This is a genomic window from Deinococcus koreensis, assembly GCF_002901445.1.
Taxonomy (GTDB): domain Bacteria; phylum Deinococcota; class Deinococci; order Deinococcales; family Deinococcaceae; genus Deinococcus; species Deinococcus koreensis.
Genome location: NZ_PPPD01000001.1, coordinates 3,056,589 through 3,079,916 on the forward strand (window position 1 = coordinate 3,056,589; position 23,328 = coordinate 3,079,916).

Sequence of the window (23,328 nt, forward strand, 5' to 3'; positions counted from 1 at the left end):
CGTTCCCTGACGACTATTCACCTGATCTGTCTAAGCCCACGAATAATGGCAATTGAAAAGCCCGCCCCGAAGGTGGGGCGGGCTCGGATCAGGGGAGGCTCAGGCTTTGGCGGGCTGGCCACCGGCCTTGCGTTTGCGGTTCCATTCCTCGAAGTACACGACCAGCGGCGCCACGATGTAGATCGAGGAGTACGTACCGATGATGATGCCCACGAGCAGGATGATGCTGAAGTCGCGCAGCACCGGGCCGCCGAAGATCAGCAGGCTCACCAGCGGCAGCATGGTGCTGACCGAGGTCATGATGGTGCGCGAGAGGGTCTGGTTGATCGAGGTGTTCACGATTTCGCGGTAGCTCTGGCCGCGCATTTCCTTGATGTTCTCGCGGATGCGGTCGGAGACGATGATCGAGTCGTTCAGCGAATACCCGATGAGGGTGAGCACCGCCGCCACCGTGGCGATCGTGAACTCCAGCCCCAGCAGCGAGTACAGGCCCATCACGATGCCGACGTCGTGCACCACCGCCACGATCGAGCCCAGGCCCATGATGAAGTCGAAGCGGAAGCCCACGTAGATCAGGATCAGCGCCATGCCCAGCAGCACGGCCTTGATGGTCTTGTCGGTCAGCTCCTTGCCCACCGCCGGGCCGACCGTTTCGCGGGCCTGCACCTGACCGCCGGGCAGTTTGGCGACCGCCGTCTCCAGGCGGGTGGCCTCGGCGGTGGTCAGCTCGGGCACCTTGATGGTGTACTGCGCGCCGCTCAGGGTGGGGGTGATGTCGCGCTGGATGACGGCGCTCTGTTCGGTGACCTTCGCCACACCGGCGCCCGCCACCGCCGTGCGTACCTGCTCGGTGGTCGTCGTGCCGGCGGTCTTGAGGGTCACGGTCGTGCCCGAGATGAAGTCCACGCCGTAATTCAGGCCGCGCGACCCCAGGACGCCCAGCCCGGCCAGCGCCAGCAGCACCGAGGCCGTGGTGACGATGGGCGCGGCCTTGATGAAGTCGATATTGGTGCGCTTGATCCAGTTCGGCGCCGTCATGGTGGGCTTGCGCTGGGCCAGCCACCCCAGGAACCACTTGGCGAACACCAGGTTGGAGAAGGTGGAGGCCACCACGCCGATCATCAGCGTGACCGCGAAGCCCTTCACCGGCCCGGTGGAGTAGTTGTACAGCGCCAGCGCGGACAGCAGGTGCGAGGCGTTCACGTCGAGGATCGCGGCGGTGGAGTGTTCGTAGCCGGCCTGGATGGAGTTCTTGATGCCCTTGCCGCCGGTCAGCTCTTCTTTAATTCGCTCGAAGGAGATCACGTTGCCGTCGACCGCCGCCCCGATGGTCAGCACCAGACCGGCGATACCCGGCAGGGTCAGCGTGGCGCCGAAGCCCGCCAGCATCCCCAGGATGATGACGCTGGAGAACAGCAGGCCCAGCGCGCCCACCAGGCCGAACCAGAAGCCGTAGTAGAAGAACAGCATCAGGAACACCAGCCCGATTCCCACCAGCGCGGCAATGGCGCCGCTGCGGATGGCATCGGCCCCCAGCGTCGGCCCGATGGCGCGCTCGGCCTCGGTCTTGATCTTGATGGGCAGGGCACCGGATTTCAGCACCAGAGCGAGCTGGTTGGCTTCCTCGGCGGTGAACGAGCCGCTGATCTGCACGTCGCGGAAGAGGCGCTGCTGGATGGTCGCCACACTCTGGATCTGGTCGTCCAGCACCACCGCCATCAGTTTGCCCACGTTCTTGCCGGTGAATTCACCGAACGTCTGGGCACCCTTGTCGGTGTTCTGGAAGTTCACGACCCAGCGCCCCGACTGCTGATCGGTGCCCGCCTGGGCGTTGGACACGACCTCACCCGTGGCCTGCACCGGCCCGAGCTGGGTCAGGGTATAGCCGCCGGTCTCGGGTTTCTGGGACTGCAGGGTGGGATCGGGCTGGGCGTTCGCCTGCACGATGCGGAATTCCAGCCGCGCGGTGCGCTGGATGATCTCGCGGGCACGCTGCTGCACGGCGGGCGTGGCGCCGGGAATCTCCACGACCACGCGCCGGCCGCCCGAGACGGTGACGGTCGGTTCCGCCACGCCCAGGGCATTGATGCGGTTCTCGATGACCGTTTTCACGCGGTCGAGTTCGTCCTTGGTGGCCGTGCCCGATTCCGGCGCCAGTTCGATCCGCAGGCCGCCCTTGAGGTCGAGGCCCAGCGTCACGAACTCGAACTTGCCCGGATCCCAGACCGTCCAGAGGTTGTCGCGGTGCTCCCAGGGCCGCCAGATGTAGGCCAGCGAGGCCAGCAGCGTGAGCAGCAGCAGAATGGCCGTCCAGCGGGAGTTCGAGGACTTGGCCGCGGGATTGCGGCGGGGTGGGGGTGGGCGGCGGTCGTTGCCCCCCCGGTTGCGGTTGGTGTTCTTGTTGCCGTAGGTCACGTTGAACGTCTCCTGAAGTGGGAATGACAGGCGGATGGGTCAGATCGGTCTCTGGAGACCCTCCGCTAGCCACCGTCGGTCTGGTGTCGGCCCAGCACTGCCAGGTCGAGGGGCCGCACGGGATTGACCCAGAACCAGCCCGGCAGGAGAGTCGCCAGCGGAGGCCGGGTCAGCCGGAAGGGTTCGGGGGCCGGCGGCGCCTGCAGCGGTGTGGCCGGCGCCGGTTGAGGCGCGGCGCGCAGTTCCGGCAGGGCCGGGGCCACGTTGCTGGCGCTCAGGCGTGAACTTCCCTCCGGCGTGGGTGTGGGCGTACCCAGCACCACGGCCAGCACCGACAGCAGGGTCAGCAGGCCCGGCCACGCGGCCAGGCGCGCCTGCCACAGCGGGGAGACCAGAGGGATGTGGCCGGGGCGTCTCAAAGCGCCACAGCATACCAGACCTTCATGTTGGCCTTCTGACCGGGGGGAGGTGGCGAAGGTGACCGCATAGTCGACGGCACTGCATAGTCAGCGACGTGGTGACGAGGCTCACGCTGCGGGCAACCCCTCCGCTCCGCAGTTCTGCGAGTCCCCTGAGAAGGGGGACAGGGAAAAGCCCAGCTGGCACGTCATTCTCGACTCCATTTCGAGGGATTCATCCGGCGGAAGCGCGGCGGCGACACTTGGGACGTTCCATCAACCTCCCGAATGAGCAGTGGCCAGCCACCCCACACCCTCCAGAACCACCTCCAGCCCGTTAGCCCCCCCTTAACCGCGCTCTGACACGCTTCAGCTGTGGAACGAATGGAACCCCCATCCGCCACGAGGAGAGTGCCCGATGAACGAGAACACGACCCGCAACACCCGTCGCCTGCCCCTGATCGCCTTCGCCAGCCTGCCGCTCACCATCGGTCTGGGGTTTGCCCAGCAGAGTGCGGCCAGCACGTCCGCCGCCCCCACGGCCCAGGCTCAGCGCTTGCAGCCGGCCCAGCCCGGTCAGACCATGCCCGGCCAGACCCGGCCTGGTCAGATGCGGCCGAACAGTGGCACCAATCATGCCGACGTGTTCCTTCAGAAGCTCGCCGCGCAACTGGGCACCACGGTGCCTAAGCTCAGGGCCGCCGCCATCGCCGCCGGCAGCGCCACCATCGACCAGGGCGTGAAGGCCGGGGATATCCCAGCCGGGCGGGCCGCCGCGATGAAGCAGCGCCTCCAGCAGCACCCCTTCGCCGCCTTTGGGGGGCGGGGCCACGGTGGGCCGGGCCTGGGCCGGGACGGCGGCCCGCGAGGCCCGCACCCGCATGACCGCAGTGGCAACGACGTGGGCGACCCGTCGGGCCGTGTGACGGTTCCTCAGACCGGTGCCCAGACGGAGGACGGAACCTGAGCCTGAACTTCTCGACAGCAGAGCAGCGACCGGGAGCACATCCCCGGTCGCTGCTCTGCTGTGCTCGAAGGGTCGAACCCTCGGGCTCAGGCCTGCACGACCTCGACCATTTCGCTGGCTTCGATGATGTCGCCCACCTGCACGTCGTCCCAGTCCACGTTGATGCCACACTCGTAGCCGGTCTGCACCTCGCGGACATCGTCCTTGAAGCGCTTGAGGCCCACGATGGTGCCCTCGTAGACGACCTGCTTGCCGCGCGTGACCTTGGCCTTGGCGTTGCGCTTGAGAGAACCGTCGGTCACGTAGGAACCGGCGATGTTGCCGCTCTTGGGATGCTTGATGATCATGCGGACTTCGGCGCGGCCCAGGTACTTCTCCTCGAAGACCGGCTCCGTCGTGCCCTTGATCAGACGGTCCACCTCGTCGATCAGCTCGTAGATGATCCGGAAGGACTTGATGTCCACGCCCTTGCCCTCGGCCATCTTCTTGACGCCGCCCGCCGGGGTGGTGCTGAAGCACAGGATGGTCGCCTCGGCGGTGGAGGCCAGCAGCACGTCGGCCTCGCTGGGCGACCCGATGCCGGCGAACATGACGTTGAGCTTCACGTCGTCGGATTCCTTGCGGGCCAGGATGCCCTGGATGGCTTCCACCGAGCCCTGGGTGTCGGCGCGCAGGATCAGGTTCACGGTGCGAACCGAGCCCAGCGGCCCCATCATCTCTTCCAGGGTCAGGCGGCTGCGGACGCGGGCGTTCTCGGTGTCGCGGCGGTCGCTGGCGCGGGCCTCCACGAGTTCACGGGCGGCGTGCTCGTTCTTGGCCGAGCGCACCTTCTCGCCGCTGTCGGGCACCTCGGAGAAGCCCAGCACCTGCACGGGCGTGCTGGGGCCGGCGCTCTTGATGCGCCCGCCGGCACTGTCGGTCATGGCCTTGATCTTGCCGTATTTCTCGCCCACGACCAGGAAGTCCCCGATGTGCAGCGTGCCTTCCTGCACCATCACGGTCGCCAGGACGCCGGCCTGCTTGTCGACCTTGCCCTCGATGATCACGCCGCTGAATTCACCCTTGGGGTCGGCCCGCAGATCTTCGAGTTCGGCGGTCAGCGAGATGTACTCCAGCAGATCCTCCACGCCCTCGCCCGAGCGGGCGCTGACCGGCACCACGATCAGGTCGCCGCCGTACTCCTCGGGCACCAGGTTGAGCTGGGTCAGGTCGGTCTTGACCCGGTCGGGGTCGGCCTGCGCCAGATCGATCTTGTTGATGGCGATGATCATCGGCACCTTGGCGGCCTGCGCGTGGGCGATGGCCTCGCGGGTCTGGGGCATCAGGCTGTCGTCGGCGGCGATCACGATGATCGCGATGTCGGCGACGTTGGCGCCGCGCGCCCGGATGGTCGTGAAGGCCTCGTGGCCCGGCGTGTCGATGAACACGATGCGGCCCTTGGAGGTCTGCGCCTCGAAGGCCCCGACGTGCTGGGTGATGCCGCCGGCCTCGCCCGCCGCCACCTTGGTCTTGCGGATGTAGTCCAGCAGGCTGGTCTTGCCGTGGTCGACGTGACCCATGATGGTCACGACCGGCGCGCGGTGGGGCGCGTCGCTGGCGGGCTGAGGGGTGCCGGGCTGCGGGTTGCCGGGCTGCATGCTGCTGGGCTGGACAACCTCGCCGGGCTGCCGCTCTTTGACGGGTGTACTCACTGGACTTCCTTGCGCTCCGGCCGAGCTGCTGGCCGCGGGCATCTCGCTGGATCTGGGCTCTGGAGCGGGTGCGGCGGTGGGCGCCGGGGCAGAGGCTCCGGGAGTCGGCGCTTGAACGTCGTCAGCGGCCGGCTGGGCGGGGCTGGTATTGGCTGGACTGGTGCTGGCTGAGCTGGTGCTGGCCTGGCTGGCCTCAGCCGCTGCCCCGCTGCCCGCGCCCTGCGCTCCCTCTTCCGCCACGATCTGCTTGATGAGTTCGACGGTGTCCTCTTCGATGGTCGAGCTGACGCTCTTGTACGACACGCCCAGACCATCGAGAATTTCCAGCATTCGGTGGTTCTCCACGCCCACTTCTTTGGCGAGGGTATAAATTCGGACTTTCGACATGCTCACCTCCGGTGAGTTCCGCGCCGGCCCATCCAGCAGGCTGCGCGGCGATAAATCAGTGTTCCTGTAAGGGGCCAGCCGGCTGCGGGGTCGTCAGCAGCAGCGCACTCAGGGCGGGCGCCGCGGCCCCGAAGGCCCGCCGCAGCCGCTTGTCCTGCCAGCAGGAGGGCGAATCGGCGCAGACATACGCCCCCCGCCCCGACCGTGGCCCGGTCAGCAGCTTCCACGTTCCGTCCACCTTCGACACCCGCCGGAATTCCGGCTGGGGCCGCTTGCGCCGGCACGCCACACACGTCCGCTCCGGCACGTGCCGGAGGAGCGGGGTAGCAGGGGCCGACACAGTTACTCCTGGGTGTCTTCCGGACTGGCGGTGGCGACCGATTTGCTGTCCTTGAACAGCGCGTCGAAGGCCGACTTGGCGGCGCCCTGCTCGTCGTGGCCGCCCTGCTCGTCCTGCAGCGCCTGCTGCATGGCGGCGTCCAGGTCGGACACGGCGGCGGTTTCGCGCAGGTCGATCTTGAAGCCGGTCAGCTTGGCCGCCAGCCGCACGTTCTGCCCGCCCTTGCCGATCGCCAGCGAGAGCTGGTCGGGCGTGACGGTCACGGTCGCCTCGCGGCGATCCACCGCCACGTCGATGAGTCCCACCTTGGCCGGCGAGAGCGCGTTGCGGATGAAGTCGCGGGTGTTGCCGTCCCAGAGGATCACGTCCACGCGCTCGCGGCCCAGTTCGCCGGTCACGGCCTGGATGCGGTTACCGCGGTGCCCGATGCAGGCGCCGATGGGATCGACGTTCGAGTTATGGCTGAACACCGCGACCTTGCTCCGCTGCCCGGCCTCCCGCGCGATCGCCTTGACCTCCACGATGCCGTTGGCGACCTCGGGGATTTCCTGGCGCAGCAGGTAGTCCAGCAGCCGCTCGTCGGCGCGGCTGGCCAGGATGGTCGGCCCCTTGGGCGTCTTGCGGACTTCCTTGAGGTAGATCTTGACGCGGTTGCCGGGGGTCAGCTTCTCGCCGGGGATCTGCTCGCGGGGGGGCAGGATGGCCTCGCCCGCGCCCAGCTCCACGAACCAGTTGCCCTTGTTGTCGCTTCTCACGACCTGCGCGGTCAGCACCTGCCCCTCGCGGTCTTTGTACTCGTTGAAGACCACGTTGCGCTCGGTCTCGCGCATCTTCTGGGTCAGGGTCTGCTTGGCGGCCTGCAGAGCGATCCGCGAGAACTTCTCCTTCTCGACCGGGAACTCCATCTCCATGCCCAGTTCCACGCCAGAGTCCAGTTCCAGCGCGTCGGCCAGCGAGATCTGCAGGTTCTCGTCCTCGATCTTCTCCACGACCTCGCGCACGACCAGCACTTCCAGCTCGCCGCTCTGCGGGTCGAGGTGAACCTCGATGCGCTTGTCGGGCTCGACGTTACGGGTGTAAGCCTGCGCCAGCGACTGCTCGAAGGCCTCGATCAGCTGCAGCTCGTTGATGTTGCGGGCCTGCGCCACCTCGCGCAGGGCGTCCGCGAAATTGAACTCGGGTTGGCTCATCTCACTCTTCCTTTTTGGGTATGACTTGTGGTGTGGCGGCGGGGTGCTGCCAGCCTCAGCGGTGGCGATCCGGGAACTCGGCCAGGTTCGCCTGGAAGGTGCCGGCTCCCAGGGTCACGTCGTCGCCGTTCACGTCGAAGGTCACCTGATCGCCGGACACGGACTTGATGGGCGCCGTGAAGGAATGGCCGTCGGCGCGCACCTTCGCCTTGAGCCCCAGCATGCGCTCGAAGTGCCGTGCCCGCAGCAGCGGCCGTTTCGCGCCGGGCGACTCGAACTCCAGGCGGTACTCGCCGGGGATCGGGTCGCGCAGGTCGAACTCGGCCTCGGCGGCGCGGCTGGCCTTCGTCAGGTCTTCCATCGTCACGGGCTGCTCGTCCAGGCGGTCGATGCGTACCAGCACGATCCGGTCGCCGCCCACGGTCTGGAGCTGGACTTCCAGCACCTCGAAGCCCAGTGGGCCAGCGGCCAGTTGGGCGATCTCCTGAAGCTTTACATTGTCGGTTGCGTTGTTATTCATATTGTATCGGCCCCAATCTGGCGGCCAAGAAACCACCCCCTCCACGAAAAAAGGTGGGTCAGCCCCACCCCCCGTTCGAGGAATTCCGACCAGCAGTATACAACGTTCGTCAAATCGGGCTGGCGCTGACCTCACACTCGACAGGGCGGCGGCACAGTCAGGGATGTGTTGCGGTCAATACCGCTGTAGACGACTCTGCGGCTTCGCAGTTCTACGGGGCCGCCTCATAGGGAGGCAGGAGAAAGCGCGACTGCAACGAAGTGAAAGTGATCCTGCGACATCCGAGACCCCTCACCCTTCCGCCGCGTTGCGGCTCCCTCCCTCTCCCCTGGGGAGAGGGTTGGGGTGAGGGGTCTGTTGGTGGCGAATCAGCCAGGTCTTGCCATCACTTGAGTCCCGTATGAAACGCCATTCCTGACCGCCTCTGACTCGCAGAGCCCGAAGAGAATGTGGTGGTACCGAAGGTGACAGACTCGCACAGCCGAGGAGTAGACGGGCCTACCCACAGCGTTGTCGAACTTCCAACTTCCGGTTGGGCTGACTTTGCGGTTGCCGTGTCACCTTCGTCGCGCACGAACATGAGGGGGGGAGGGCTGAAAGGCACAGGGTCGATCACGCCCCGGTGCAGGGAGACCAGACGAGGCGCTGCTGCAGGTTCCCAACCCTCAGTCCTACTTCTGGATGTCGATCACGATCTGCCCGTCGTGGAGCCTCGCCAGTTCGGCCACGGGCGGCCCCTCGCGGCGCTGCATGTTGCTCAGGCTGCTGCCCTCGGGGGCGCGGGCCACGGCGTCCCCGATGCGGAGCTGGGCGCTGGCGATCGGGCGCGCCCAGACGATGGCGTCGGCGTAGCCTCCCTGCCCGGCGTGGGCAATTCCGCGCAGCGCGCCGACCACGATCACGTCGCCGCCCGCGATCACCTCGGCGCCGGGGTTCACGTCGCCCAGGACGATCACGCTGCCCAGATACTCGCGCCGGGTGCCGGCCCGCAGGCTGCCCGGCACGATCACGGTGCGGGCGCTGTCCAGGGGACTCACGGCGGTGGGCGCCGCGCCGGGAGCGGCCACCGTGACGCGCGGCGCCCGGATCCGCCCCGGCGTGCCTCCAGCGTTCCGGATGGCCTGGAGGGCCGCCCCCAGCGCGTCCGGGTCGGCGTCTCCCAGGATCTCCAGCGTAACGTGGCTGCCGAGCAGCTCGCTTCGCGCGGCCAGGGTGCCCTGCACGCTCTGGGCGGTATCGCCGGGTTCCAGCAGGAGATTCAGACCACCCAGGGTGCCGCGCAGCTTCATGAGTCCTAATCTAGCGTCCAGCGGCGCTCCGGAGCGTGCGGCGTTCCCAGCGGGCGGCGGCGGGGCCATCCCCAGCCAAAAAAAGAGCCTCCCTGGTGGGAGGCCCGACGTGCCCGGAGACGACCGGGCGCCCGGAAATCACATCTTGCGTTCGGCGTCGCGCTTGGTGTCCTTGGCGGCCTTCGAGACGTCGCGGGCGGCGGCGCGGGCCGTGTCGCCCGCGTCCTTCGCGGCGCCCTGCACGTCGTCCTTGGCCGCTTCGGCGGTCTGCTGCATGTTGGACTTGACGTCCTTGGCGGCGCTCCGGGCGCTGGCGGCCAGATCCTGTCCGGCGGCCTTCGCCTCTTCGGTGCCGGCCTTCACATCGGCCTTCACATCAGACTTGACGTCGGCGGCCACGTCCTTCACCTGGGCGGCGGCCTTCTGGGCCTGATCGCCAGCGGTGTCGGCGGCGTCACGGGCCGCGTCCTTCGCGGTGTCGGCGGCCTGACCCACAGCGGTCTTGACGTCCCCGGCCACGTCCTTCGCCTTGTCCACTGCCTTCTCCACAGCGGCCCCGGTGCCTTCACTGGCGGCGTCCCTGACCTCGCTGGCTTTATCGGCGATCGCGGAGCCGGCGGCGGTGGCGGCCTCCTTGGTCTTCTCCCAGCCCCTGGTCACGCTCTGGCCCACGTCCTGCGCGGCGTCCTTCAGGCCCAGTTCGGCCAGCTTGGCGTCCAGGGCGCGGCGGTTCTGCTCGCGGCTGAAGTAGTACGCCCCGGCGCCGATCAGGGCCCCCAGGGTCAGCAGACGTTTGATCGGGAAGTGTCGGTCATCACGTTTAAACATGAGAACCAGCCTACGCGGCCCATTAAGGAGCGGGATGAGCAGGGATTTACAACAGGTTTACACGGTCGTCCAGCGCTGCCTCGCCTGCCGCTCAAGCGGCAGCGCCGCCTGGCAGGCCCAGGCGGCGGGCCAGATCGCCGCTCAGGATCCACTCCTCGGGCTCTTCAAGGCCGGTGATCCTGATCAGCACGCAGCCCCGGCTGAGGTAGAAGTCGGTGATCCGCTGCCACGCCTCCTCGTCGGAACTGGCCGTCTCCTCGATATCTTCCAGGGTGCCCCACAGGTCGCCCTCGACCTCGCCGCTCAGCAGGGCCTCGGCGTGGGCGCTCATCACGTAGGCGTCCACGGTCTCCAGCGGGGGGTAGGTCTGGCCGGCCTCGCGGAGTTCCAGGCGGTCGTCCCGCTCGTACAGGCTCGCCAGGAACCCGTCCCATTGCTGGGCGGTCAGGCTGATGGTGCTCGCGCTCGGGTCGGTGTCCACGCCCGGAGTGTACCGGCCGGCGGCGACATGAAAGGCCAGCGGGAACACGCGGAAGAAGGAAATCTTCAGCCCACCCGGATCGGGTCGAGCCCGGCCCCGTCCAACCCAGCCCCGTTCAACCCGGCCCTGTCGAGTGGACGGAGCGGCTCAGGCCGATCTCCAGCCTCCTGAATCCCTGCTCCGGACGCCGGCGCCTGACCACCTGCCCTAAACGGCTCGTAAACGGCAGGACGGGAACGCCCGGCCCCCGGGCGCCGTACACTCCACGTATGTCCCACGCCGCGCCCGATGCTGGATTCCGTTCCCCCGGAGACCGCCCCCGACGTTCCCAGTTGCACGTCTGGCCCCTGCTGCGCGTGTGGCTGGTGGTGCTGGCCGCCCTGACCCTGACGCTGGGGAGCCTGCTGGCCGGCAGCGCCAGCGCGCAGTCCGGCGGCGGCTTCGGTGGCAGCTCCAGCGGCGGTTCGTCCGGTGGGGGCGGCGGGGGCGGCTACTCGGGCGGCGGCTACAGCGGGGGCGGGTACTCGGGGGGCGGCGGCTTCGGGCCGGTCATCATCAACGGGGGCGGCGGCTATTACGGCGGGAGTGGCCTGAGCGGCTTCGGCATCGTGCCGCTGATCATCTTCGGACTGGTCATCTTCGGCGTGGTGGGCGCCATGCGCCGCAGCCTGGGCGGGGGCGGCGGCCGCGGGCTCGCCGGGGGTCTGGGCGGGCTGTCCTCGCTGAGCGGCACGGCCCAGGCGGTCAGCGTGCAGCTCCTGCTGGCCGAGGGCGACGAGGTCAAGAGCGCCCTGCAGCGCGTGGCCCGCTCGGGCGACCCGGACACCAACGAGGGTCTGGCCCGCATGTTGCAGGAGGCCGCCCTGGTCGCCCTGCGCCACCCGGAGCGCTGGGTCTACGGCAACGTGGAACGCGCCCAGGGGGCCCGGAATGCCGCCGACAGCCAGGTGGGCGCCTGGGCCACCGAGGCCCGCGCGGCCTTCACGGATCAGACCACCAGCAACTACCAGAACCGCGACCCGAACAGCGGATTTGCCCAGCAGGGCGGGTATTCCTACGACAAGGATGCTGGCGACCAGTATCTGGCGGTCACGATCGCTGTGGCGGCGCACGCCATGGGCACCCTGCCGCCCGCCGGGGTGACCACCGCCGCCGAGGCCCGCAGCGCCCTGAGCGCTATCAGCGCGGTCGCGCCGGGCGACCTGATCCGCGCCGAGGTGATCTGGAGCCCCGACGTGGAGGGCGAGTTCCTGAGCGAGGATGAAGCCATCCAGAAGTACCCCAAGCTGACGAAACTCTAGCCCCAGACCCTACGATCCTGGTCAGTCATGGCCCGCCGCCAAGCCGATCCCCTCTGGCCGCCACCCGCCGCGCCGCCCGCCACCTGCGCCCTGTGTGGGCGCGAGGTGCCCACGCTGACCGAGCACCACCTGATCCCCCGCTCGCAGGGGCGGCGGCGCGGCGTGAAGGTGCAGGAACTGCCCACCGTGCAGCTCTGCTCGGCCTGCCACAAGTTCCTGCACAAGACCTTCAGCAACGCCGAACTCGCCCAGGAATACACCACGGTGGACGCCCTGCTGGCCCACGAGGCTGTGCAGCGCTTCGTGGCCTGGATCAGGCGGCAGCCCGGCTCGAAAGGCGTGCGGGTGCGGTAGAGAGGCGATGGCCCGGAGGCGTCTGTGTGGGATTCTTCTCTGTCGGATTCGTCTGCGCTGACCGCTCCTGTGCCGACTTCCTGTGAGCCGGATTTCGGTATAGAAGGCTGTCGAAGAGTGGCTCAGGAAGGTGTTGGGGAAGGTCAGGCGGCCACAGAGGCCTGCGCGGCCGAACTCATCGGGGCGCGCGGCATCCAGCGGCCCAGCAGGGCCGGTACGCCCTCGGCCGCCACGACCACCAGCAGGGCGTAGCGCAGGGCGCGGATCAGGCCCAGGTTCCGCAGGTCGGCCGGCAGGGCCGCGAGGCCGAAATAGACCAGGAAGACCAGCAGCAGCCCAACCACCGGCACGATGATCCGGCCGGCGACGGTGGTGGGCGGCATGAAGCTGGGCCGCACCCACCAGAACCCAGCGAACAGGCCCAGCCCGGCGGCCAGTTCGCGTGGAGCGCTGGCGGGCAGGAGGGCGGCGGCCAGCAGGATCACCACCGGGGGCAGGGTGCGGGTCAGGCCCCGCCCCGGCACGTCCGGGCGTGCGGCGGCCACCGCGAAGACGGCGCCCAGCAGCAGGCCCACGATCACGTCGGCCGGATAGTGGACGTTCAGGGCCAGCCGCGACACCGAAATCAGCACGATCAGTGCCAGGGCGACTCCCCACATCCAGCCCCGGTTCACCTGCATGGCCAGCCCGCCCCAGAGGGTCGCGGCCATCTGCGTATGTCCGCTCGGCAGGCCCGGCCCGCCGGCCGTGGCCCGCGCCGCTTCTGTGGCCAGGGCCGGGTCGCCCGTGAAGGGGCGGGGGAGATTCAGGCCGTATTTCAGGGCCGTGTTGAGCAGATAGCTCGTGGCAAAGGCCACCCCCAGCGTGCGGCCGCCCCGGGGATTGACCAGCCAGGTGTACAGCGCGAGCACGACGATGAACACCTCGTCACGTCCCAGGGTCGTGACCGCCAGCCAGAAGGATTCCATGCTCACATTCTGAGGGTGCGGCGGGCTGCGGCATAGCGCCCCTGCCGTGGGCTGCCGGCTGACCGGCCCGGGCCGGCGGGGGCGCTACACTGGCCCCATGAGCGCCCCCACTGCCGACGTGCTGCGCGAGGTGCGGCACCAGTCCGACTACGCGCTGGAACTGCGCGGGATCACCAAGAGGTTTCCCCTGGTGCTGGCCAACGACGATATCTCCATGCAGGTGCGCTGGGGCTCCGTGCACGCCCTGTGTGGGGAGAACGGCGCCGGCAAGAGCACGCTGATGAAGATCGTGTACGGCATCCAGCCCCCCACCAGCGGCGAGATCGTGGTGGACGGCGAGGTCGTGAACCTGAGCGACCCGTCCGAGGCCATCAAGCGCGGGATCGGGATGGTCTTCCAGCACTTCATGCTGGTCGAGCCGCTGACCGTGACCGAGAACGTGATCCTGGGGATGGAACCCCGGGCGGGCACCTCGATCGACTACGCCGGAGCGCGGCGGCGGGTGGCCGAACTGATCAAACAGTTCAACTTCGACCTGAACCCCGACGCCATCGTGGGCGAGCTGCCGGTGGGCCTCCAGCAGAAGGTGGAGATCCTCAAGACGCTCTACCGCGGCGCCCGTATCCTGATCCTCGACGAGCCGACCGCCGTGCTGACCCCCAGCGAGACCGACGAACTGTTCGACTTTCTGGTCAACCAGTACGCCAGGAGCGGCAACGCCGTGGTGTTCATCAGCCACAAGCTGCACGAGGTGCTGCACATCTCCGACACCATCTCCGTGATCCGCGACGGGAAGATGATCGGCACCATTCCGGCCCAGGGCGCCACCACCGACACCCTGGCCCGCATGATGGTCGGCCGCGACGTGACCCTGAAGGTGGACAAGGCGCCGGCCCGGCCCGGCGAGGTCGCCCTGGAATTGCAGCATCTGGTCGTCAGGGGCGAGCACCGCAACGCCGTGGACGACGTGAGCTTCCAGGTGCGGGCCGGCGAGATCGTGGGCATCGCCGGGGTCGAGGGCAACGGGCAGAGCGAGCTGGTGGAGGCGATCACCGGGCTGGAGGCCTACACGGGCACCATCCTGTACCAGGGGCAGTCGGCGCGCGGCGTGCTGGGGGTCGAGGCGGCGGGCGTGGCCCACGTGCCCGAAGACCGCAACGAGCGCGGGCTGGTGCTGGACATGACCACCGCCGAGAACTACATCCTGGGCAAGCACGACAACGCCCCCTACGCGGGTCGCCTGGGCCTGCTCGACCTCGAGGCGATCGACCGCAACGCCCGCGAGCTGAGCGAGAAGTACGATGTCCGGCCCCGGAGCGCCAGCCTGCAGGCCAGCCGCTACTCTGGCGGCAATGCCCAGAAGATCATCGTGGCGCGCGAGATGAGCAAGAGCCCGAGGATCCTGGTCGCCAGCCAGCCGACGCGCGGGGTGGACATCGGCGCCATCGAGTTCATCCATGCCCGGATCGTGGAGGCGCGCGACCAGGGGCTGGCCGTGCTGCTGATCAGCGCCGACCTGGGCGAGGTGATGAACCTCGCGGACCGCATTCTGGTGATGTACGAGGGCAAGGTCGTGGGCGAGGTCGAGGCGGCCCAGGCCACCGAGACCCAGCTCGGCCTGCTGATGACCGGCAGCGGCGGCGGGGTTCAGCCGAGCGGCGGACGCAGCGGTGAGGTCAGCGCCACGCAGGAGAGCGGCGAGCGGAACTGAGGGCACAGAACAGGGAGTTCGTCGGGGACGCCCATGCCCTCAGTCCGGCGGCTCCGGTTCGGCGTGCGCCCGCGGGCTGGTCAGGTTGATGCCGGCGCTCGCGGCGATCACGCAGCCCATCGCCAGCCACTGCCCGGTGGTGAGCCGCTCGCCCAGGAACAGCAGGCCGCTCAGGGCGGCCAGGGCTGGCTCCACGCTCATCATGACGCCGAAGATCCGGGCCGGGATGGCCCGCAGGGCGCGCATCTCCAGCGTGTAGGGCAGGGCGCTGGAGAGCACCGCCACCCCGAAGGCCGCCGCCAGCAGGGGCGCGGAGCCCAGGCCCACCGCCGCCTGGGCCGCGCCGAAGGGCAGCGTGACCAGGGCCGCGACCAGCATCCCCGCAACCACGCCGGTCGTGCCGGGTACCCGCCGCCCCACCGCGCCGCCCGCCAGGATGTACAGCGCCCACATGCCGCCCGCGCCCAGCGCCAGCGCGACCCCCTGCGGCGACACGGCCCCGGCGCCGCCCCCATGCGGGGTGATCAGGTATACGCCCAGCCCGGCCAGCGCCACCCACGCCAGATCGGCCACGCGCCGCGAGAGCACCAGCGAGAGCAGTAGCGGCCCCAGGAACTCCAGCGTGACCGCCAGCCCCAGCGGCAGCCAGGTCAGCGAGGCGTAGAAGGCCAGGTTCATCAGGCCCAGCGCGGCGCCGTAGGGCACGATGGCCTGCCAGTCGGCCCGCGTGAGTGCCCGCAGGTTGGGGCGGAACACCAGCATCAGGATCGCGGTGGCCAGCGACACCCGCAGCGTGGTCGTGCCCGCCGCCCCCAGCGCCGGGAAGAGCGTCTTGGCGAAGGCGGCGCCGCCCTGGATGCTCAGCATGGCCAGCAGCAGGGAGGGGATGGGAGGAAGGGCGACCCGGGGCATCGGGTGGTCAGTATGCACGGCGGATGGAACAGGGGGGTCGGGAAGGGCCGCGTCGAGCCCTGTGCCTCAGGTCAGGCGCCCCGGATGGCTCGTCCTGCCCCGAGGGGGAGCGCTCAGCCCCTGGCGGTTCGCCTCAGCCCTCGCCGTCCCTCTGAGCGAACACGCGCCTGGCCGTATTCAGGGCGCTCAGGCCCGCCGGTACGCCCGCGTACACGGCCACCTGATGCAGCACGTCGCTCAGGTCGCGCTCGCTGACGCCGGTATTGGCCGTGGCGCGGATATGGCCCTCCAGCTCCTTCTCGCGGCCCAGCGCGGCCAGGATGCCCAGGGTGATCATGTGCCGCTCGCGATCCGTCAGGTTCCCGCGGCCCCACACGGCGCCCCAGGCATACTCGGTCAGGAAGCGCTGGAAGTCCGCCCCGAAGGCGTCCGGCGGCCCCCCCAGCGCCCGTTCCACGAACTCGGCCCCCATGACCTGCGAGCGCTTGCGCCGGCCCTTCTCGAACATATCGTCCATGGGGCAGGCTACGCCGGATCGTGTCCCAGCACCACAAAAGAATGGACGGGCGCAGTTGGCGCCCGTCCACATCCAGCCTGCCGTCAGCCCTTCACGCCCACTTGATCAGGCCGGCTTCCAGCTCGTTGCTCAGGCCACCCAGCACCGGCACCATCCGCACGCCCACCGAGTACAGGCCGCTGTCGTTCAGGGGCACGTCGGCGCAGAAGGCTCCGTTGCCCTGGCTCCGCAGCGGCACCCGCGTGACATGGCCGGAGCGCTCCAGCACGGCCTCGACCCGCAGGTCGTCCAGGTTGATCCCGGCCGAGTTCACCTGGGCGGTCACGGGCACGGTCTGGCCGGGCTGGCTGGTGGCGGGCAGCGTCGCCTGGGCGCTGATGCTGGTGTAGGGCCACTGCTGGCGCACCCAGGTCTTCCAGCCGGCGATCTCGCGGGCACGCCGGGCGTGGTCGGCCGCCACCTGGGCGCCGCGTTCACCCACCGGAATGTAGTACTTCTGCACGTAATCGATGACCTGACGCTGCATGGAGAAGCGCGGGCTGACGGTCTCGATGGACCGGCGTACCGTGTGCGCCCACGACTCCGCGCCGGCCAGGGTGCCGTAGTAGCGCGGCACGATCTCGCTCTCCAGGGTCTGGTACAGGCTGTAGGCGTCGGCGTCGTCCTGCACGTTCAGGTCAGCGTACTCGCGCTCCTCGCCGATGGGCCAGCCGTTGGTGCCGTCGCAGCCCTCACGCCACCAGCCGTCCAGCACGCTGAAGTTGGGCGAGCCGTTGAAGCTGGCCTTCATGCCGCTGGTGCCCGAGGCCTCCAGCGGGCGGCGCGGGTTGTTCAGCCAGATGTCCACGCCCTGCACGAGGTGGCGGGCCACGTTCATGTCGTAGTTTTCCAGGATCACGATCTTGCCGCGGAACTCGGGTTCCTGCGACACCTTGTAGATCTCCTGGATGAAGGCCTTGCCGGGGTTGTCGGCGGGGTGAGCCTTGCCGGCGAACACGAACTGCACGGGCCGCTCCGGATTGTTCACGATGCGGCTCAGGCGCGCCTTGTCGCGGAACAGCAGCGTGGCGCGCTTGTAGGTGGCGAATCGGCGCGCGAAGCCGATGGTCAGGGCGTTCTCGCTCATCAGCGTGTCGGTGGCGGCCACGTCGGCGGCCGAGGCCCCGTTGCGGATCATCTGGTCGCGCATCCGCGAGCGCACGAAGCGGATCATCTCGCTCTTCATGGCGAGCTGGACGCCCTGCAGCTGGGCGTCGGTCAGCCCCTCCACGGCGCCCCACATGGCCTCGTCCTCCAGGCGCTGCGTCCAGTCGGTGGGCAGCACAGTCGAGAGAAGGTTGCGCATGGGCTGCGAGGTGAAGGTCAGGTTGTGCGCGCCGTTGGTCACGTGCCCGATGGGCACCTCCTCGGGGCGGGCGCCCTCGTAGAGGAAGTTCCACATCTTGCGGGACACCTCGCCGTGAAGCTCCGAGACGCCGTTCGCCGCGCGGCTCATGTTCAGCGCGAAGACGGTCATCGAGAAGGTGGGCACGAGGTGGTTGTCCCAGACCTGCTCGTGCTCGGCCAGCGCGTACAGCTCGTCGCGGCTGACGTTCAGCAGCCCCGGCCACTTGGCCATGTAGCGGTCCATCATCTCGTACGAGAAGGCGTCGTTGCCGGCGGCGACCGGGGTGTGGGTGGTGAACAGGGTGGAGCTGGCCACGCTCTCAACCGCCGCGCGGAAGTCGAGCCCGGCCGCCACGGCCTCGCGGATGCGCTCCAGGCCCAGCAGCGCGGCGTGGCCCTCGTTCATGTGGTAGACCTCGGCCGGCACGCCCAGCAGCCTCAGGGCGCGGATGCCCGCCACCCCCAGCAGGAGGTACTGCTGCACGCGCAGTTCCTGGTTGCCGCCGTAGAGGCGGGCGGTCAGCTTGCGGTCGTCCTCGCTGTTCTCGGGCACGTTGGCGTCCAGCAGCAGCACCCGGATACGCCCCACGTTCAGCGACCACACACGCACATGCACGTCGCGCGTGCCGATCCGCACCTTGACGCGCGCTTCCTCGCCGCTGGCCGTGGTGGCCGGCGTGATGGGCAGGGTGGTCAGATCCAGCTCGTCGTAGGCCTCGGTCTGCCAGCCGTCCTTGTCGAACAGCTGCCGGAAGTAGCCCTGGTGGAACAGCATCCCCACCGCCGTAAAGGGGATGCCCAGGTCGGAGGCGCTCTTGCAGTGGTCGCCGGCCAGCACGCCCAGGCCGCCCGAGTAGATCGGCAGCGACTCGTGGTAGGCGTATTCCATCGAGAAATAGGCCACGGGCTTCATGGCGGGCGCGTGGCGGCGGGCCCAGGTGTCCGTCTGGCCCATGTAGGCGTCGAAGTCGGCCATCACCCCGGCGTAGCGCCGCAGGTAGGCCGGATCGGCGGCCAGCTCCTCCAGGCGGGCCTGGGGCACTTCCAGCAGGGTTCTCACCGGGTTGTGTTGGAAGCGCTCCCAACTTTCCCAGTCCAGTTCGCGGTACAGCTCCTGGGCGTGGGGCGTCCACGACCAGTAGAGGTTGTAAGCCAGCTCGGACAGCCGCGCGATGGCGGGCGGCAGCTGAGGCAGCACAGTGACTTTCCCGATGACGTTCATACCCGCAGAGCTTACACCAGCCCCCCAATCCATGACAGGTTGATGAACAGTGCTTACAGCGGTAAAAACTCCCCCTGTATGGACAGGAGGCGGGGGTGCCGGGGGGGCCGTGTGGCCGCCTGGCCGGGCGTTCAGGGAGCGCCGGTTCAGGAGGGGTTCAGGGCCAGCGGGCGGCCGGGCCGGGCGGGCGCCGGGGGCATCTGGGGGAGTCCGGCCCCCCGCGCGGCCCGCGCGCTTGCAGCCCCCCACGCTGGAGCCCACAATGAGGGCGGCTCATGACTGCTGCTCCCGCCCCTGATCGGCCCGCCCCCGGGTGGTGGCCGCTGGACGATCTTCCCCAGACCTCGCTCACTCCGCTGGAGCTGGGCGTGGCGCGCCTGGGCCTGCAGGGCCGCGCGCGCGGGCTGGCCGCCGCCCTCTCGCTGCCCGATCCCGGCGGCCTCTCCCGGCGCCTGATCGCCCAGCGCCAGGGCCGCCTGTTCGTCCACGCCGGCCACCTGGAGGCGCTGTGTGCGCCGCTGCCCCCGGCCCAGGCGCGTGCGTTCCGGACCGCGCTGGGCCTGCCCGGCCCCCTGGGCCCGGAAGAGGTGCCGGAGCTTCCGGCCCCCCGCCCGCGCCTGAACGTGCTGGCACCGGCGGCCCGCGCCGACGCCGCGCTTCACGGCCGTGCCGCCTCCCACGCGGCTCACGATCCCGCTACCGACCTGACCCACGCCATGCAGCAGCTGGCCGACGCTCCCGGCGCGCTCAGCGCCTACAACGCGGCGCTGGCCAGCGAGGCGCTGCGGGGGCTGTGCTGGCACTGGCTGGACACCCGCAGCGCCCTGCACCTGGAACTGCTGGGCGGTCTGGGCGAAACGGACGGCCCCGGAGTGACCTCGGCCCGCGCGGCGTGGCAGCAGGTCGAGACCACCCTGAGCGGGGCCCGCCGCAGCGCCGCCCGCGCGCTGGTGGGCGAGGCGCGGGCGCAGCACCTGGCCCTGCAGCGGCACCTGCAGGAGCAGCGCGACGCCCGCCGGGCGCTGATCCGCGCCGCCATGCAGGGGGCGGGCGACCTGCGCCGGGGCGGGCACCTGAACCGCAGCGCCGACGTCCGCTGGCTGACCCCGGCCGAACTGCGCGACGCCCTGGACGGCACCCTGGATCCCACGACCCTGCGCGGCCTCACGCAGCTGCGCCGGTTGCAGCACGTGGCGGGCTCCGGCGTGCCCACCTGGAGGGCGGTCGGCCAGCAGTTCCAGGCGGCGGCGCTCTCCACCGGGGTGCGCGACGGACTCCTGCACGTGTGGCAGCCCGGCGTGGCGGTGCCGGAAGGCCGGATCGTCCTGTGCGCCGAACTGTTCCCCTGGCAGTGGCCGCAGCTCCAGGGCGCCGCCGCGCTGCTCCTCGACCGCGCGGGCGAACACTCCCCGGCCGCGCTGCACGCCCGCGCCATCGGGCTGCCGGCGCTGAGCCTGCGGGGCCGGCGGCCCGAATGGCTGCAAGGCGGCGCGTTCGTGCGCCTCAACGGCCACCAGGGCACCCTGACCCTGCTGCGCCGGGCCGAGAGAACGGGAGAGGAGACCGGGCTGAAGGATGGTGGGGCACCTGAGTTCGCGTTCTCCGGGACTCCGTCCGCGTCGGCCACCGCCCGGTCGGAGCCCCTGATCCCGACAGACGGCGCCTCCCTGAACGCCTCACCTGTGAACCCCACCTCCCTGGCGCCCCCATCCAGGCTGGTGCCCAGCGAGATCACCACCATCAGTCTGGACTTCGACCCGGTCTGAGCGGCGAGCGCGGATGCGGCCTCAGGGCAGGGTGGCCAGCCGCTCCAGCAGCAGTGCGAAAAAGGCCTCGTGGCGCACGCCGACCGCCACCGAGGCGTTGGGCGCGTGGCCGCCCACGCCGTACAGGTCGCACACCGTCCGGCCCAGGTTCGGCCCCGGCTGCACCTCGACCTCCACAAACATGTCCTGCCAGTCCAGCAGTTCCGGGCGCAGGGCTGCGGCCACCGCCAGCGGATCGTGCAGCGCCCCACCCTCCAGCCCGTAGCGGGCGCGGTAGACCCCGGCGTAGAAGGTGAGCAGCTCCGCGCAGACCCGCCCAGCCCGGGTGCCCAGCTCCCGCAGCGCATGGATACGCTCCGGCGTGGCGATGCACCGCATGGTTACGTTCAGGCCCACCATGCTGAGCCGCAGGCCGGACTCGAACACGATCCGCGCCGCGTGCGGGTCCGACAGGGCGTTGGCCTCGGCGGCGGCGGTGCGGTTGCCCTGAGCCGTGCTGCCGCCCATCCAGACCACCTCCCGCAGCAGGCCGGGCAGCTCCGGCGCCAGCCGCAACGCCAGCGCCAGATTGGTGAGCGGGCCGCTGGCGATCAGCGTGATCTCGCCCGGCCGGGCCCTCGCGCGGCGGATCAGGGCGTGGACGGCGTGCTCGCTTTCCGGTGCCCTGAGCGGTTCGGGCAGATCGCTGGCGGGAAGCCCGCTTGCGCCGTGGATGGAGGCGGCCGTGGTCTCGGCGACCACCAGCGGCTGGTCGGCGCCGGCACCGTAGGGCACCCCCTCGCCGGCCGGGCCGGCCAGGGCCAGCACCACGCCGGCGTTGCGCGTGGTCAGCGGCAGGCCCACGTTGCCGTGGACGGTGCTCAGGGCCAGCACCTCCAGCTCCGGACTCGCCAGGGCCAGCAGCCAGGCCACTGCGTCGTCCAGGCCGGGATCGCCGTCGAGGATGACCGGCCGGGGGGAAGGCAGGGAAGAGGAAGTCACGGGCCGAGTCTAAGGGCCGGCCGGCGGCGGTGCCTGGCCCCAACTGTGACGAGCCCCAAGGCGGCTTCACCTCTTCCTGACCCCCCGGTGCGGGCGATCCGGAATCGTCGGGAGGTTCGCCCTGATCCCCCCGCCCCTGTGCCCGCTGGAGGTTCCCATGACCCGACGTCCCGATCACGCTCAGCTCTCCGAAGACGCCGACTCCCAGTCGCTCCACGACACTCAGGCGCCTCAGGACGCGCCGCAGCTTCCAGACCGCGCACCAGACTCCCCGGCTTCCTCGCCCGCGGGGGAACCCGGGCCGGAGCAGGGCACCCACGGCCGACCCTCCGACGACGCCGATCCCGGCCACAGTTGAGCGCGGGGCTGCTCTAATCCGGACATGGAAAGTTTCGCCCAGTTCAGCGTGGACGGCCAGCGTCTCTACGGGATGCTGCACACCCCCGATGCCCCGGAAGGCGGCGCCCCTCCGCGCGGCTGGCCCTGTGTGGTGATGGTGCACGGCTTCACCGGCAACCGGCTGGAGACCCACCGGCTGTTCGTGGTGTTCTCGCGGATGCTGGCCCTGCGCGGGGTGGCCAGCCTGCGCTTCGACTGCCGGGGCAGCGGCGAGTCCCAGGGGGAATTCAGCGAGATGACCGTCTCGCGCGAGGTCGAGGACACGCTGGCCGCCTGTGATTACGTGCGCCGCCAGCCCGGCCTCGACCCCGAGAGGGTGATGCTGCTGGGCTTCAGCCTGGGCGGGCTGGTGTCCACCCTGGCCGCCGCCGGGGCCAGCGCCCACCGGCTGCTGCTGTGGGCGCCCGCCCTGCCGGAACTGTGGCTCTCGCAGCTGCGGGGCGGGCAGCTGCCGGCCGGGATCAGCGACGTGAACGGCTGGCCGGTGGGGCGGGGCTTCTTCCAGGAACTGCCGCGCCTGCGCCCCCTGCAGGCGGCGGCGGCCTGGGGCGGGGTGGCCCGCGTGCTGCACGGCGACGCCGACACGACCTGTCCGCCCGAGTGGGGCGTGCGCTACGCCCAGGCCCTGGGAGCCGACGCGGTGGGCATTCCGGGCGCCGACCACGGCTTCAGCAGCCTGCCGGCCACCGAGATGCTGCTCTCGGAGAGCCTGCGTTTCCTACGCGGGGAGTGAGCCGGCCGGCTGGCTCTGCAGGCGTTCGAGGTCGCCCAGCGCCGCGCTGGCATGGGCGCCGGGGTTGGCCGTGCGGTAGCGGCCGGCCAGCAGGCCCTGCGGGTCGATCAGGAAGGTCTCGCGGGCGGCCATGCCCAGCAGGCCGCCCAGCCCCGCCATGACCCCGTAGGCCCGGCACACCGAGCGGTCGCTGTCGGGCAGCAGGGGAAAACTCAGGGTGCAGGTGTCGCGGAAGCTGGCCTGGCGGGCCTCGGTGTCGGTGCTCACCCCGATCACCTCGGCGCCCAGCCGGGTGAATTCCGGCAGGGCGGCCTCGAAGCGCTGGGCCTCGACCGAGCAGCCCATCGAACCGGCGCGCGGGTAGAAGAACAGCACCACCCAGCGGCCCCGCAAGTCCGCGAGCCGGATCAGGCGGCCGTCGTCGCTGCGTTTCTCGAAATCTGGGGCGCGCTGGCCGACACGGAGGCTCATGTCCACATTCTACCGGCGGAGTGAAGACCCCCGGAGTCGATGTGGTGATCCAGCCCTCACAGTGATGGTTTAGAGGGTGTGCCGCGGGAATGGAGGGGTTC

The 23,328-nt window shown here is 69.9% G+C and carries 21 protein-coding genes; 6 read left to right on the forward strand and 15 right to left on the reverse strand.

Features of this window, described 5'->3' with window-relative positions:
- Positions 1–99: 99 nt before the first annotated feature.
- Together secD and CVO96_RS14460 are read right to left on the reverse strand one after the other, a co-directional pair.
- Entirely contained in the window at positions 100–2,415 is a 2,316-nt protein-coding gene (gene secD / locus CVO96_RS14455) for a protein translocase subunit SecD (protein WP_103312830.1), read from the reverse strand.
- 65 nt (positions 2,416–2,480) lie between these two features.
- Complete coding sequence (locus CVO96_RS14460; protein ID WP_103312831.1) at positions 2,481–2,834, reverse strand: hypothetical protein; 354 nt, start codon at positions 2,832–2,834, stop codon at positions 2,481–2,483.
- A 397-nt stretch (positions 2,835–3,231) separates the two neighbouring features.
- Between CVO96_RS14460 and CVO96_RS14465 the strand changes: the two genes are divergently transcribed.
- Positions 3,232–3,780, forward strand: a complete 549-nt coding sequence (locus CVO96_RS14465; protein WP_103312832.1) for a hypothetical protein — start codon at positions 3,232–3,234, stop codon at positions 3,778–3,780.
- An 86-nt stretch (positions 3,781–3,866) separates the two neighbouring features.
- Here the strand turns inward: CVO96_RS14465 and infB are convergent, their stop codons facing one another.
- The 7 genes from infB to CVO96_RS14500 form a co-directional block, all read right to left on the reverse strand.
- The gene (gene infB, locus CVO96_RS14470) at positions 3,867–5,858 is read right to left on the reverse strand and encodes a translation initiation factor IF-2 (protein ID WP_103312833.1); all 1,992 of its coding nucleotides are present in this window, start codon (positions 5,856–5,858) and stop codon (positions 3,867–3,869) included.
- A 55-nt stretch (positions 5,859–5,913) separates the two neighbouring features.
- Positions 5,914–6,198 carry a YlxR family protein gene (locus CVO96_RS14475; protein WP_103312834.1) on the reverse strand — a complete coding sequence of 95 codons (285 nt, stop codon included), beginning with the start codon at positions 6,196–6,198 and terminating at the stop codon, positions 5,914–5,916.
- Positions 6,199–6,200: 2 nt separating this feature from the next.
- The gene (nusA, locus tag CVO96_RS14480) at positions 6,201–7,388 is read right to left on the reverse strand and encodes a transcription termination factor NusA (RefSeq protein ID WP_103312835.1); all 1,188 of its coding nucleotides are present in this window, start codon (positions 7,386–7,388) and stop codon (positions 6,201–6,203) included.
- A 55-nt stretch (positions 7,389–7,443) separates the two neighbouring features.
- A complete protein-coding gene (gene rimP / locus CVO96_RS14485) occupies positions 7,444–7,908 on the reverse strand; it encodes a ribosome maturation factor RimP (RefSeq protein WP_103312836.1) in 465 nt (154 codons plus the stop codon).
- Between the two features lie 671 nt (positions 7,909–8,579).
- On the reverse strand, positions 8,580–9,197 hold the full coding sequence (locus CVO96_RS14490) for a septum site-determining protein MinC (RefSeq protein ID WP_103312837.1): 618 nt from the start codon (positions 9,195–9,197) through the stop codon (positions 8,580–8,582).
- A gap of 138 nt (positions 9,198–9,335) precedes the next feature.
- Positions 9,336–10,025 carry a desiccation-associated late embryogenesis abundant protein gene (locus CVO96_RS14495; protein WP_103312838.1) on the reverse strand — a complete coding sequence of 230 codons (690 nt, stop codon included), beginning with the start codon at positions 10,023–10,025 and terminating at the stop codon, positions 9,336–9,338.
- A gap of 91 nt (positions 10,026–10,116) precedes the next feature.
- A complete protein-coding gene (locus CVO96_RS14500) occupies positions 10,117–10,506 on the reverse strand; it encodes a hypothetical protein (RefSeq protein WP_103313521.1) in 390 nt (129 codons plus the stop codon).
- Between the two features lie 269 nt (positions 10,507–10,775).
- Here CVO96_RS14500 and CVO96_RS14505 point away from each other — a divergent pair, with 269 nt between their 5' ends.
- Complete coding sequence (locus tag CVO96_RS14505) at positions 10,776–11,807, forward strand: DUF1517 domain-containing protein (RefSeq protein WP_103312839.1); 1,032 nt, start codon at positions 10,776–10,778, stop codon at positions 11,805–11,807.
- Between the two features lie 27 nt (positions 11,808–11,834).
- Positions 11,835–12,161, forward strand: coding sequence for an HNH endonuclease (locus tag CVO96_RS14510; RefSeq protein WP_103312840.1), 327 nt, complete (start codon positions 11,835–11,837; stop codon positions 12,159–12,161).
- Positions 12,162–12,304: 143 nt separating this feature from the next.
- Here CVO96_RS14510 and CVO96_RS14515 read toward each other — a convergent pair whose 3' ends face one another.
- Positions 12,305–13,129 (reverse strand): phosphatase PAP2 family protein, encoded by an 825-nt coding sequence (locus tag CVO96_RS14515; protein WP_103312841.1) that lies wholly within the window; start codon positions 13,127–13,129, stop codon positions 12,305–12,307.
- Positions 13,130–13,226: 97 nt separating this feature from the next.
- On the opposite strand from CVO96_RS14515, the gene CVO96_RS14520 reads away from it, so the two are divergent.
- Positions 13,227–14,840, forward strand: coding sequence for an ABC transporter ATP-binding protein (locus tag CVO96_RS14520; protein ID WP_103312842.1), 1,614 nt, complete (start codon positions 13,227–13,229; stop codon positions 14,838–14,840).
- Between the two features lie 39 nt (positions 14,841–14,879).
- Here the strand turns inward: CVO96_RS14520 and CVO96_RS14525 are convergent, their stop codons facing one another.
- The 3 genes from CVO96_RS14525 to glgP form a co-directional block, all read right to left on the reverse strand.
- Positions 14,880–15,752, reverse strand: coding sequence for an EamA family transporter (locus tag CVO96_RS14525; RefSeq protein WP_243398380.1), 873 nt, complete (start codon positions 15,750–15,752; stop codon positions 14,880–14,882).
- 133 nt (positions 15,753–15,885) lie between these two features.
- Positions 15,886–16,269, reverse strand: a complete 384-nt coding sequence (gene pcaC, locus CVO96_RS14530; protein WP_165795309.1) for a 4-carboxymuconolactone decarboxylase — start codon at positions 16,267–16,269, stop codon at positions 15,886–15,888.
- A gap of 91 nt (positions 16,270–16,360) precedes the next feature.
- Complete coding sequence (glgP, locus tag CVO96_RS14535) at positions 16,361–18,877, reverse strand: alpha-glucan family phosphorylase (RefSeq protein WP_103312844.1); 2,517 nt, start codon at positions 18,875–18,877, stop codon at positions 16,361–16,363.
- A gap of 275 nt (positions 18,878–19,152) precedes the next feature.
- On the opposite strand from glgP, the gene CVO96_RS14540 reads away from it, so the two are divergent.
- Positions 19,153–20,643 (forward strand): PEP-utilizing enzyme, encoded by a 1,491-nt coding sequence (locus tag CVO96_RS14540; protein WP_103312845.1) that lies wholly within the window; start codon positions 19,153–19,155, stop codon positions 20,641–20,643.
- Between the two features lie 21 nt (positions 20,644–20,664).
- Here CVO96_RS14540 and CVO96_RS14545 read toward each other — a convergent pair whose 3' ends face one another.
- A complete protein-coding gene (locus CVO96_RS14545) occupies positions 20,665–21,624 on the reverse strand; it encodes a nucleoside hydrolase (protein WP_165795310.1) in 960 nt (319 codons plus the stop codon).
- Positions 21,625–22,006: 382 nt separating this feature from the next.
- Between CVO96_RS14545 and CVO96_RS14550 the strand changes: the two genes are divergently transcribed.
- Positions 22,007–22,756 carry an alpha/beta hydrolase family protein gene (locus CVO96_RS14550; protein WP_103312846.1) on the forward strand — a complete coding sequence of 250 codons (750 nt, stop codon included), beginning with the start codon at positions 22,007–22,009 and terminating at the stop codon, positions 22,754–22,756.
- On the opposite strand, the gene CVO96_RS14555 is transcribed toward CVO96_RS14550, so the two are convergent.
- Positions 22,742–23,227, reverse strand: coding sequence for a peroxiredoxin (locus tag CVO96_RS14555; protein WP_103312847.1), 486 nt, complete (start codon positions 23,225–23,227; stop codon positions 22,742–22,744). The two genes, CVO96_RS14550 and CVO96_RS14555, sit on opposite strands and share 15 nt — an antisense overlap.
- Between the last annotated feature and the right edge of the window lie 101 nt (positions 23,228–23,328).